General features: G+C 37.1%; 10 protein-coding genes. 3 read left to right on the top strand and 7 right to left on the bottom strand.

The features are described from left to right. Positions 1-142: 142 nt before the first annotated feature. Positions 143-997: a D-amino-acid transaminase gene (gene dat, locus MWJ95_RS11330; RefSeq protein ID WP_249072971.1), complete on the bottom strand. Its 855-nt coding sequence runs from the start codon at positions 995-997 to the stop codon at positions 143-145. A gap of 28 nt (positions 998-1,025) precedes the next feature. Beyond that, a complete protein-coding gene (gene pepV, locus MWJ95_RS11325) occupies positions 1,026-2,432 on the bottom strand; it encodes a dipeptidase PepV (RefSeq protein ID WP_249105621.1) in 1,407 nt (468 codons plus the stop codon). Positions 2,433-2,787: 355 nt separating this feature from the next. Here pepV and MWJ95_RS11320 point away from each other — a divergent pair, with 355 nt between their 5' ends. Together MWJ95_RS11320 and MWJ95_RS11315 are read left to right on the top strand one after the other, a co-directional pair. After that, entirely contained in the window at positions 2,788-3,009 is a 222-nt protein-coding gene (locus MWJ95_RS11320; RefSeq protein WP_049667439.1) for a DeoR family transcriptional regulator, read from the top strand. Between the two features lie 772 nt (positions 3,010-3,781). After that, entirely contained in the window at positions 3,782-4,957 is a 1,176-nt protein-coding gene (locus tag MWJ95_RS11315; protein WP_249105618.1) for an MDR family MFS transporter, read from the top strand. A gap of 140 nt (positions 4,958-5,097) precedes the next feature. On the opposite strand, the gene MWJ95_RS11310 is transcribed toward MWJ95_RS11315, so the two are convergent. The 5 genes from MWJ95_RS11310 to MWJ95_RS11290 all read right to left on the bottom strand — a co-directional run bounded on the left by MWJ95_RS11310 (position 5,098) and on the right by MWJ95_RS11290 (position 11,695). Further along, a complete protein-coding gene (locus MWJ95_RS11310; RefSeq protein ID WP_249105616.1) occupies positions 5,098-6,612 on the bottom strand; it encodes a GGDEF domain-containing protein in 1,515 nt (504 codons plus the stop codon). Between the two features lie 153 nt (positions 6,613-6,765). Next, positions 6,766-7,479: a pseudouridine synthase gene (locus MWJ95_RS11305; protein WP_249105614.1), complete on the bottom strand. Its 714-nt coding sequence runs from the start codon at positions 7,477-7,479 to the stop codon at positions 6,766-6,768. Between the two features lie 9 nt (positions 7,480-7,488). Further along, the gene (locus MWJ95_RS11300) at positions 7,489-9,102 is read right to left on the bottom strand and encodes a putative polysaccharide biosynthesis protein (RefSeq protein WP_249072976.1); all 1,614 of its coding nucleotides are present in this window, start codon (positions 9,100-9,102) and stop codon (positions 7,489-7,491) included. A gap of 406 nt (positions 9,103-9,508) precedes the next feature. After that, a complete protein-coding gene (gene asnB / locus MWJ95_RS11295) occupies positions 9,509-11,356 on the bottom strand; it encodes an asparagine synthase (glutamine-hydrolyzing) (RefSeq protein ID WP_249072977.1) in 1,848 nt (615 codons plus the stop codon). A gap of 165 nt (positions 11,357-11,521) precedes the next feature. Then, positions 11,522-11,695, bottom strand: a complete 174-nt coding sequence (locus MWJ95_RS11290) for a hypothetical protein (RefSeq protein WP_249105612.1) — start codon at positions 11,693-11,695, stop codon at positions 11,522-11,524. Positions 11,696-11,923: 228 nt separating this feature from the next. Here MWJ95_RS11290 and MWJ95_RS11285 point away from each other — a divergent pair, with 228 nt between their 5' ends. Continuing rightward, positions 11,924-13,174, top strand: a complete 1,251-nt coding sequence (locus MWJ95_RS11285; RefSeq protein ID WP_249072978.1) for a BaiN/RdsA family NAD(P)/FAD-dependent oxidoreductase — start codon at positions 11,924-11,926, stop codon at positions 13,172-13,174. Positions 13,175-13,299 lie beyond the last annotated feature (125 nt).

Genomic DNA, 13,299 nt, shown 5'->3' with positions numbered 1-13,299 from the left:
GACTTTTTCTTTAAATCCCGATAGTAATTATTCTGTAGTCCATCTTATTTATTTTACATGACGTTTCAGGAGAAAACATCCATAATTTGTTCTATAGAAAAAGAGAACTACCCAAGTTTAAGGTAGTTCTCTTAGAAGATTCTTATTTCGCATTAATAGAAAGCGGTAATTTCGCTTCGAACGCTTGTTGTAATTTACGAGTCCACTCTCCTGGAACTCCAGCACCAATTTTGTTTCCATCAACATCGATAACAGGTGTTACTTCAGAAGATACAGATGAGACAATTACCTCATCCATTGATAATACATCAGCCTTAGTCATTGGTTCTTCAATAACTGGTAAATTAATTTCCTCAGCACATTTTAAAATAACTTGGCGTGTAATACCGTTTAAAATGAAGTTATTGGCAGGGTGTGTATAAAGCTTACCATCTTTAATGCCGTAAACATTTGCTGATGAACATTCTGTTACGATGTCACCACGATGTAAAATAGCTTCGTAGCAGCCTTTTTCAGATGCTTCCTGTTTTGCCAGTACAGCACCTAATAAGTTTAATGATTTAATATCACAACGTAACCATCGAATATCCTCTACGAAGGTAGCCTTAACACCTTTTTCGAAATTTTCATATGAACGCTCGCCAGCTTTAACATTTCCTGTTAATACAGCTGGAACACTTGCATCAGGGAAAATATGATTACGAGCAGTTGTACCACGTGTGATTTGGAAGTAAACATGGCCCGTTTCCAAATTATTTTTTTCGATAAGTTCGTGTAATAATTTGTGTAATACATCCTTAGTATAAGGTATAACAAGACGAATTTTTTCGGCACTTGCATAGAAACGATCAATGTGTTCTTGTGCTGTGAACATGTTTCCGTTATAAACTTTAATCACTTCATAAATACCGTCACCAAATTGGTAACCTCTGTCTTCTGGAGATACTGCGATTGATCCTTCTTCAACGATTTGATCATTCCATAATGAATATGCCATATTTAAATTCATCCTTTTCATATTTAATTTATTTGTTTCCTGCAAGTTCAACAATTGCTTCAGCATAAATAGCTGTTGCTTTAATGAGATTTTCAATGACGACAAACTCGTCCGCACGATGCGCCACGTCAGGTTCACCCGGGAACAGCATGCCAAATGCCACACCTTTTTTCATCACACGTGCATACGTACCACCACCTGTAGAAAGTAAAGGCGTTTCATAATCTCCTGTTTGACGTCTATAGATACCTGCTAAAGTCTGGATAAATGCATCATCCTCACTTACATAATGAGGCTTTGAGTCATCTTGAATATCCAATGAAAATCCTTTTGCCACAGCTAAACGTTGTGCTTCCGTGATTTTTTCATCAAACGGATATGTGACAGAATAGCGCATGCTAATAACCATGCTGCCGCCTTTAGAGACATCATAGTTTACAATGCCTGGATTCAATGTAGTTTTACCAGACATTTCATCCTCAAATTGTAAATCAAGCTTATTACCATAATGGTCTTGATAAAAAACATCTGCGGTAAAGTCGACAAATTGTTTACTTACCTCTGTCGTCAACTCTTGTTGTAAAAATGCTGTAAGATAAACAGCGGCATTGACACCTTTCTCCGGTTCCATTGCATGGGCTGCCTTACCTTTGATAGTTATTATATAGCGAGAACCCTCGATTAATAAAGAGCCTTCTAGCTGATTTTTGCTTAAAAATGTGTGAAAATTCTGTTCGAATTGTGAGGAAACGAACTGCACTGTTGCTTTTGCAAAATCAGGTACCATATTTGGTCGCTTTCCAGCATTAAATAGTAATAGCTGTTCTTTCGAAGCATCGTCTGTTTTATTTTGAGAGAACACTAGCTCTGCAATGCCTTTTTCAGCATTGATGAGCGGGAAATCCGCATCTGGTGCAAATCCAATCGCCGGCATTTCCTCATTTTTAAAATAGTGGTCGACACAGCGGAAGCCTGTTTCTTCATCTGTCCCGATAATCATACGCACTCTTTTATTAAGCTCAATGCCTGCATCTTTGACAAGTTTCATGGCCATCCATGCCGCAATTGTTGGGCCTTTATCATCTATTGCGCCACGAGCAAATAGCTTACCATCTGCTACAGTGCCGCTAAATGGTGGGTATGTCCAATCTGCTTCATCACCAACTGGTACTACGTCAACGTGACATAAAATACCTAATAAATCATCACCTTCACCCATCTGTATGTGACCTGCATAATTATCGATATTTTTAGTTTGCAGTCCTTCAGCTTGGCCCTTTGCTAATAACCATTCAAGAGCCTTCAGTGGACCATCCCCAAAAGGTACTTCAGTAGTAATCGTATTCTCATCGAGAACACTATTAATTTGCACAAGCTCCTGTAACTCTTGTATTAATTCATCTTGCCTTTCCTTTGCAGCTTGTAACCAATCCATACGATGGACCTCCTTCAATGTATTAACATTATTCTACTCTTTACAACATAAATTACAATCGTCTTTCTTACAACTTTTCAAAATCATATTACTAACGCTACCACATATAGCACGTTTTTCACTTATTCCCACAAAATACAGTATAAATTTTATGTTTTAATTGTAAATTTCCCTTGCATTCACTAGAAAAATGGCTAGCTTTTCTATATAATGAAGTCATCAGAATAATTTTTCTGAATATAAAATTAGAAAAGGGGATGTCTAAGGCAGCTACTTATTAGCCTAAGTGCACTCCGCACATATTGTCGTCCGCTAGTCTTTGCCAAGAGAATTAAGATGAAGGAGTGGTTCATTTATGAAACCAACTACTGATCGAATGCTTAATCGTATTAAAGATGTGTACATGTTTATTTTAGACAAAGGAACCGTGTCTACACAGGATTTAGTCGAAGAGTTTAGTATCACTCCTCGCACCGTTCAAAGAGATTTGAACGTGTTAGCCTTTAACGATTTGGTGATGAGTCCAAGTCGAGGCAAATGGACAACGACGAAGAAAAAAGTAAAATTGACGTCTTAGTTTTTACGTATAATACGTAAAGCATTTTGAATGGGAAAAGAATGACCTTTCGTCGTGGTCATTCTTTTTTTGTTCTCTACTATTTTGTAGGCATTATGTTTAATTGTCATTAGTTTCTTATAAAATTCTGTTCCTCCATTTCAGTCATTCAATTTTTTGATGACTTAACCTTTTGCATTAATTAATCTTTCGTTGTTTGATGCCATTTGTTAAAACTTATGCTATGCCCCCAGGAAGCTTTGCTCTGCGCGAAAGCAAAGCGGCAGCTACAATGTTTTATCTGTGCGAAAGCGTAGCGACAGCAACAAATGTTTTCTGTAGCGAAAGCGAAGCGGCAGCTACAAAGCACACAGCCGGAACGGAAATCAACCCCACGTTATTGTTATGAACTATATTACTATATTGATGAAATCATTTTTTGCTCATCACTAAAACTAGGAATGATTTTTATTAAAGCGTATGCTTTGAGATAGTTGATTGGAGTGGAGGCTGGGCGACTCCTTGGGGATTAGCGTCACAGATGAGACCCTGGAGCGAGCAAAGCGAGTGAAGCGGCTCATCGGACGCCCCCAGGAAAGCGCACAGCCGGAACGGAAATCAACCCCACGTTATGGTGATTAACCTTATTTACACTAAGCATCTCCCTAAATCCCCCTATATTTGCTAAATTCATTTTTATAACATTCATTCCCCAGATATTTTCCGACTATTTACAATTCATTAACAATCCGTTAAAATCGAAACATTCTACTTTTTGAGAGGAGGATTTTCTATGAAACTTCCTAAACTGTTTCATCCCCTAGTTTGGATTATTTTAGGGGGGACTATTTTCACTCGTATTGCAAGTTTAATGGCAATGCCCTTTTTAGCAATTTACTTACATAATGAAATTGAAGCATCCCCTTTACAAATAGGTTTGACAATTGGTATTGCACCGTTAATCTCCACTGTTGGAGGGTTCTTTGGGGGTTATTTGACTGACCGATTTGGTAGGAAAAGCGTCATTTTACTGACTATTGTTGTTTGGAGCTTTGTGTTCTTTGGCTTTGCAACAGCCCATACAGTTTGGTTCTTCGTCATATTAAACGCACTGAATGGCTTATGTCGCTCCTTCTTTGAACCCTCGACACAAGCATTAATGATTGATTTTACTCCTGCCGAAAATCGAAAAAGATTGTTTTCACTTCGTTACACAGCGATTAACATAGCGGCTGTAATCGGTCCTATTATTGGTGTTTATATTTCTCAATTGTCCAGTCCAAATATTCCATTCATGCTGACAGGGGCAATGTATATTATTTATGCCGTATTTTTATTTTTCGTTTTAAATCGCTATGAAATGCAACAACAAAAAGCTTCAGCCCCAACTAAAATACTGCAAACCTTTACGATTCTATTGACGAATCGTGTACTACTAAGTTTTATTTTTGGGGCGATTATAATAAATATTGGTTACTCTCAATTTGACTCAACACTGCCACAAATCATTGAACTTAAAATTGAAGATGGTGCGAAGCTCTATTCTCTCCTCATTTCGCTAAATGCAGCAGTTGTGTTATTACTACAATTACCGATAAGTATACTTTCTGAACGTTTTTCATCGACAGCTACTCTATTAGTAGGGATTCTGTTTTTGGCATTTGGTCTTTTATTATTCGGCTTCTCCAATAACTATCCCCTATATATGATCGCTATGATTATATTCACGATTGGTGAAATCTTCGCCTTTCCGACTATGAGTATCATGATTGATGAGATTGCCCCTGATACACAAAAGGGAATCTATTTGGGAGCAGCTCAATTTAAAAATCTAGGTGGCTTTATTGGACCAATTATTGGTGGGTGGTTACTAACACATTATATGAACGCAATGTTTGCGGTTATAGCTGTTCTTGTTTTATGCAGTTGTATATTTTATAGATCAAAGCTTAAGCCGCAACAAACATAAAGTGTACCCGATGCGTTTTTCCAGGCATTATTTGCAGACAAAAAAATTGCTCCATTTCCATCAGCGACATCAAGCATTTGAAATACTTGCTTAGTCTCACTAGTAGGAATGGAGCGAACATATAATTTTTTTAAACTTTTTTAATAGCTTTTGCTTTTTTCTTCAGCAATCTCTTTATAACTAGTATATTGGTCTTTACCCGCATTCTTTGATTGATACAACGCCTTATCTGCACGTTCAAATAGGCTTCTTTCTGTCTCATCTGGATGTATGCAATTGGCACCACCCATACTAACTGAAAGTACGGACCAACTATCAATAGAAACTTGATCCGCATATTTCAAGTGATGAATTTTCTCCAAAATCGAATTCGCTAATTTTTCCATATATTCATCTCTCGTATCGTATAAAACAATTGCGAATTCATCCCCTCCAAATCTAACAACAAAGCCGTTTGTCCCTACTTCTTGTTTTAAAATTTTTGCTGTTTCAATAAGGATCTTATCCCCTTCAACATGGCCAAACTGATCATTTACTTGTTTAAAATTATCTAAATCTAGCAGCAATAAGCCAGGTTGATTTGTCTTCCTTTTTCTTATTAAATCATCCATTTTTCTAATATAGGTAGCACGATTATAAACATTCGTTAATGGATCATAAGTTGCGAGTTGAAATGTTTTGGATAGAAGTTTGTTGATGACTAATAGCATGATGAAAGAAGTTGCTAAGGCAATACAAAGCAGGATCTGAAACTGCTTTGTATTTTTAGTTAGCGCTCTCACCTCTGTTAAATTGCCATACTTTACATAAACAATCCTTTTAGAGGACTCTCCTCGATTTTCTTCTGCTTGATATGGTAAAAAACGATATCTCTCGATATAGCCATTTTTAAACTTCTTTTGATATTCCGTTGGCTTCATCGTTTTTTTTGCTAACATAAAATGTTCTTGAAATATTTCAGATTGATCATTTACAGTTTTTTTACGAGAATCGTCAAAGAAAACCCCTCCCGCATTTATCGTTTGTACTTCTAATAAATCAGGATATTTATCAATTAGATAGTCAGCCGTCTTTCCGAAGTTAAAGGTTTGAAATACAGGATCCTCTAGTAAATCTATACCAACCTCAAATAAATATTTCTTATCAGGAGTTGCCAAATATCCAAATTTCCGATATCCCCCAGTAGTTGTTGAAATATCAATACCATCAGTGTAGTATTCCCCACTTGATCGACGTTCGTCTAATAAAGCAGAAAAACGATGGCAGCATTGGGAAAAATTTAAGCCTTTATCTTTTTCAAAGGTTGTATAAATTACGGTATTTGATTGATCGAGTATATATACATCCATTTCATACTCGTTTTTTATTTTCTGTAAATCCCACTTTGCTAAATATGGATTTTCTTCATATGATGTAATTAATTTTTGTAGTACTTCTTCCATTTTGTTAGAAAGATTCTTATCAAAATAAGAATGGGCATTATCTACTGTTTGCATATCTGTCAGAATATGATTTTCTATTAATGTTCTATTCAAAACTTCTTGTTTTTCTATATCAGCTACGAGTATTTGCCTGTTGACATAAGAAATTACAGCAACGAGTATTAATGCAAAAGCAATTAAAGATATTAGTAATTTAATTCTTAAGTTTTTCATTAACTTGTCCTCTACTTATTTTCACCATCATTTTTTTCAGAAACATTTAGAGATTAATTAGTATGATAGACTATTTTAATTATACCGTTACTGGTATATGTATGTATATAAAAAATGCCTCGATGCTAATCTTCGTTAGCATCGAGGCATCCATTACTCCCTATTTTTTAAGTAGGCTAGCTCTTCAGCAGTTAATTCTCGATATTCACCTAATTCTAGACTGTCATCTAGATTTAGGCTGCCCATCGATAGGCGTTTTAAATAGGTTACACGTTTTCCTACTGCCTCAAACATACGCTTCACCTGATGAAACTTACCTTCTTGAATCGTTAACTCAATTTCTGATTGCTGAGCAGATTTTAATATAATAAGCTCTCCTGGTTTTGTTACATAGCCATCGTCAAGCTCAACACCCTGAGCAAATTTTTCACAATCGTCCTCAGTCACAATTCCTTCTATTTGAGCATAGTAAACCTTCGGTACATGTTTTTTAGGAGACAATAAATTATGTGCTAAAACGCCATCATTTGTTATCAACAATAATCCCTCTGTATCTTTATCCAAACGACCAACAGGGAAAGGCTGGAAGTGTTGATGTAAAGGATCTAATAAATCGATGACCGTTTCATCTCGTAAATCTTCCGTTGCAGAAATAACCCCAGGAGGCTTGTTCATCATGAAGTATACAAATTCTGTATACATCACACGTTCATCAAATACGGAGATCTCCTGCTTTTCAGGATCAACATGTAATGCTGCATCCTTCACATACGCACCATCCACTGTCACTGCTTTTTGCTTTAGAAGCTGCTTAACTTCCTTGCGTGACCCATAACCCATATTCGACAGTAATTTATCTAATCGCATTCGTACCTCCTATTTAAATCCCAGTTTGTTCGTAATTCTTGTTAAGCGTTCACCGAGAAGCTTTTGTGCTAAGCCTAGACGTAAAGACAAGAAGCCATACACTGCTATACCTACTCCAGCACAAATAACAGAATACACTAATGCAGAGAATTTACCATCTACAGGACCCATTAATAATTCTAAAAGTTTATGAACGATTAGTACACTTACCGCCATTGCCGCTGTCAAAAGAGAAATGAGCATGACACGACGAATAACCATTTCTGATTTGTAGTTCAGTGTATGTCGTAACACAAGCATATTAATGATAATTGAAACACTATAGCCAATAGCTGTAGCAAGAAGTGCGCCATCTGCCTCCATCCAACGAATTAACGGAATGTTAATCGCTAGCTTGACGAAAATTCCAGTTAATAAGCTTAAGACAATCCACTTTTGGAAGTCAATGCCCTGTAAAAGAGCTGCTGTCACTTGGAATAAAGCAAATAAAATAGCAACAGGTGCATAATGGGCTAAAATCATAGCCCCCATCTCACTTTCAGTATAGAGCATAAAGTAAATTTCATTCGATAATAATGAAATTCCAACTACCGCAGGCAATGTAATAAAAATTAATATTTGATATGTTTTATCCATTGCATGTCGTAGCGATAAATATTCACCTTGCGTAAAGTACTTTGTAATCGTTGGTACTAGTGCCGACGAAAAACCTGTAGCTAACATTACTGGGATAATGACAACCTTTTGTGTTGTAAAGTTAATCATTGATAAATACTTATCCGTTACTTCAGCTAAGCCTATAGATATCATAGCTCCATTAAATGTTAGCATATCCACTAATTGGAACAACGGATTGGCTACGCCTACAAATACCATCGGAATTGAATACGTAATTACTTCTTTATATATGTTGGACATTGGTAGCTGTGTAGACGTCACACTTTGACTGCGCAGTAAATCAAATTCAGGTTGATACTTCTTCCAATAATAGTAAAGTACTAGCAACCCACCAATTGCCCCAATAAATGCAGCAAATACTGCAAAGGAAACAGCTGTTTCTGGTTTCCCTTTGAAAACTACCACAACTAAGAAAGAACCACCCAATAACACAACAATACGAACAATTTGCTCAACTAACTGAGAAACCGCTGTAGGCTCCATTTTGTCATAACCTTGGAAAAAGCCCCGCCAAAGACTCATAAATGGCACAACAATTAATGCAAAGCTAACCCAGCGAATAACTGAGGCTATTTGCGCTACCGTAAATGCCTGTTCATCACTTTTTATCACTAGACCCGCTATTGGCGTAGCTAGTATAAAGAGAGCAATAAACGCCGCGAACCCAGTACACATCATTATAACTATGCCAGATTTCATTAGCTTGCGGCCTGATTGGTAATCACCCAATGCATTGTATTTAGAAACAAATTTGGATACAGCAATTGGTGCACCCGAGATAGCTATTGCTAGCATTATAGAATAGGGAATATATGCATATTGATAGAGGGCAACATTTTCCTCACCCACAATCGCATAAAACGGAAAAATATAAATTAATCCGAGTACCTTCGATAAAAACATCCCCATTGTTAATATCGCAGTACCTTTCATTAAATTGGACATTGTACCCATCCATTCATCGTAAAATCAATTTTCATTATCGTAACACTTAGGAAAAATTGTAAAACTTTTCCGTTTAAAAGGCGCCTCTGAGGTTTCTTCTACTACCTGGGCCCTTTTAAGAACTTGCAAACGCTGCCATATAAAAAACGGTTCTTATTCATTGTTAAAACTACCGCACTATCTTAACCAAATTCAGCAAAGCAGCAAGAAAAGCACTTCCTAGTAAAATATTAAATAAGTAAACCAACTGTAATCTTAACATATTTATAGGTAAACAGACGCATAAATACATGAAAAAGTTCTAGAGAATCAATAAAAATAACGGTTATGTCCCCTACGGAAATAGAAGGCTTAAAATAATCGGTGGAGATTAAGAAAACCCCCACCGATTAAAGCTACTTCTTTATTACATATCTACGAAAAATTGTTTATACCATACTAGGAACACATAGACTGTCCAAATATAACGTCCACGATTTGCCTTACCTTCATAGTGCTCATCTAGATAGCCTACTAATTGTTTTGTATCAAAGAATTCATTGGCAAAATCAGTTGTAAACATTTCTTTTACCAACTTATAATACTTTTCTTCACGCAACCAGTGACGAATTGGCACTGGGAAACCAAGCTTTGGACGTTTTGCCCATTCTTCAGGTAATTCCTGATGTGCAGCTTGACGAAGAACATATTTCGTATCAATATCATTGACACGATATCTTGATGGGATGTCTTTCGCTAATTCCATCACTTCTTTATCTAAAAACGGTACACGCAATTCAATCGAATGAGCCATACTCATTTTATCCGCTTTTAATAAAATGTCGCCAGGCATCCAAAGATTTAAATCAAGATACTGCATTTTAGTAACATCATCATCACCTGGAACTTCATCGTAAATACGTTTAGTAATCGATTTTACAGATGGACCATTTTTATAGTCTGGCTTCAAGACATTTAATGCATCTTCTTCATCCCATACAACCGCTTCCCCAATGAAGCGTTCTTCTACGGTTTGACCACCTTTAACAAGGAAGTTCGTATATTGATTTTTAGGTAACGCCTCTGCTAGGCCACGTAACGCTTTACGGATACCAAAAGGTACCTTCTCATATTTTTGCATTTTGCCAGAGTTTTGATACCATGCATAGCCACCGAATATTTCGTCCGCACCTTCACCTGAAAGTACTACGGTTACATCCTTCGATGCTAACTCAGAAAGGAAGTAAAGTGGTACAGAAGATGGGTTTGATTGCGGCTCGTCCATATGCCACTGAATTTTTGGTAATGCTTCAAAACACTCATCTGCCGAAATATATTTACGCTCATTTTGAATATTTAATGTATCAGATAAATCTTTTGCTAGATTTGTTTCATTAAACATATCCTCGTAGTCGGAGAAACCAACAGAGAAGGATTTATCAGGGCGTAATAATGAAGTAATATAACTTGAATCAATACCACCTGATAAGAAAGAACCAACCTTTACATCACTTATTTGATGAGCTTCTACAGATTCTTTCACTGTCGTACGAATGTCTTCAACATATTTTTCAATTGGAGCTTCTTTTGCATGGAATTTTTTATCCCAATACTGCACAATTTGCTTTTGTCCATTTTTAATAAGGATATAGTGTGCTGGTGGTAATTTGTACACACCTTTAAAGAAAGTTTCATCCATTGAAGAATATTGGAACGTTAAATATGGACGCAACGCATCTTTATTTAACTCTTTAATAAATGATGGGTGTGGTAAAAATGATTTAATTTCTGAACCGAAAATAAAAGTACCATCCGTTGTGTTTTCTGTGTAATACAGCGGCTTAATACCAAAGCCATCACGAGCGATAAATTGTAAATCATTCTTTTTATCCCAAATACAGAATGCGAACATTCCGCGTAGTTTTTTCACAAATTCAACACCGTATTCAACATAACCATAAATAATAACTTCACTATCAGACTGAGTTTTAAAGTTGTGACCTTTTTCAACCAAATCAGCACGTAGCTCTTGGAAGTTGAAAATCTCTCCGTTAAATACGAGAACGATGTTACCATCAGCGCTGTACAATGGCTGATTTGCCACGTCTGATAAGTCGATAATACTTAATCGACGGAATCCTAACGTTACTGTATCATCACTGTGAATCCCGCCGCTGTCAGGTCCACGGTGAATAATTGTATTCATCATATTTTCGATCGTTTGATGATGATCGATGACATTTGTTCCATTAATATAGCCTATAAATCCGCACATTCTATTTTTCACCTCATAATTTAGTGCATAACCTTTACCATAATAGCATGAAAAGACATTCATTTCATACTGACAATATAGATAAAGCAAAACTTTCATCAGTGAGGTTATTCAACACTGATTATTCGTCCAACCAATGAGCACTTTATCTCTCTTAAAAACACTTCAATTTTCAATCTTCCATCTAAAATTCACACCTGATAGCTCATCACCGAAAGTTTTGGATGACATTGTGATAAAAAGTATGTCATGTGTATAAGTTGATTGTAGTGGAGACTGGGCGACTCCTTGGGGATTAGCGTCACAGATGAGACCCTGCAGCGAAGCGAAGCGGCTCATCGGACGCCCCCAGGAAGCTCTGCTCTGCGCGAAAGCGAAGCGTCAGCGGCAAAGCGCCCAGTCGGAACGGAAATCAACTCCACGTTATGGTGACGAGCTACTTAAAGTAGAAGATAAGAAATTATAAAATACTTTTGTTGTATTTTCAATGTGAAAGAAGCCCCTCTATATAGACTTCATGTATAATAGGAAAGATTCCTAATTTGAAAAGAAAGTGAGTTTAAATATATGTACGATGTTATCGTTATCGGTGGTGGCCCCTCTGGTTTAATGGCTGCTATCGCTGCTGGAGAGCGTAAAAAGAAAGTATTATTATTAGAAAAAGGGACGAAGCTCGGCAAAAAATTAGCCATTTCAGGCGGCGGTCGCTGTAATGTCACAAATCGATTGCCAGTTGAAGAAATAGTTAAACACATACCTGGAAATGGCCGTTTTCTTTACAGCCCATTCACAGTTTACAATAATGAGGATATTATCACATTTTTCGAAGGACTCGGTGTAGCATTAAAAGAGGAAGATCATGGGCGTATGTTCCCTGTATCGAACCGCGCGCAAGATGTTGTAGATGCACTTATTCGTCAGCTTCAGAGGCTGCATGTAGAAGTACGCTTAAATACCCCCGTCAATAAACTGCTAATGGATGAGGAAAAAATTCTCGGGGTACGCCTTTCGGATGGTACAGAAATTCGTAGTGAAGCAGTAATCGTGGCAGTTGGTGGGAAAGCTGTTCCACAAACTGGCTCAACAGGAGACGGTTATCCATGGGCAGAGCGTGCTGGCCATACAATTACTACACTATTCCCTACTGAGGTTCCTGTTCTATCGAAAGAAGATTTTATTCAAGCACGTGAGCTACAGGGACTTGCGTTACGGAATGTCGCTGTCTCTGTTTTAAACAAAAAAGGCAAAGTGCTCGTAACACATCAAATGGACATGCTCTTTACTCATTTTGGATTAAGCGGTCCTGCTGTTTTACGCTGTAGTCAATTTGTCGTGAAAGAATTAATGAAAACAGGTTACGAGCCTGTGACAATGCGTATTCAAGCACTTGTTGATTATAATGAAGAAACATGTCTGCAATATTTAAACAGACTCATTAAAGAAGATCCCAAAAAAGCGGTAAAAAACGTTTGGAAAGGAATAACACCTGAACGTTGGCTTCTATTTTTATGTGAGCGCGCAGACATCGATGTACAATTGACAGGTACTGAATTATCACAGGAAAAAATCCGCAATTTAGCTAAACTTCTCGTTAATTTCACGATGACAGTTAGTGGTACGCAGTCCCTTGAAAAAGCATTCGTCACTGGAGGCGGCGTCTCTGTTAAAGAAATTGAACCAAAGACAATGGCTTCAAAGAAAAAGGCTGGTTTATTTTTCTGCGGAGAAATTCTTGATATTCATGGCTACACAGGTGGCTATAATATAACATCTGCTCTTGTGACAGGACGAATTGCAGGGATGAACGCAGGACTGTAATATACTCGGTATCTCAGAATTTTATCAGCGATTTTTCGGGAGTTATCAGCGATATTGAACGGCTTATCAGCGATTCCAATGGCTTATCAGCGATTCTAAGTCCTTTATCAGCGATATTCAACGAA

The organism is Lysinibacillus sp. Bpr_S20 (genome assembly GCF_023337835.1).
GTDB lineage: Bacteria > Bacillota > Bacilli > Bacillales_A > Planococcaceae > Lysinibacillus.
The sequence above is the reverse complement of the archived record's forward strand: the minus strand, read 5'-3'. Positions and strand labels throughout refer to the sequence as shown.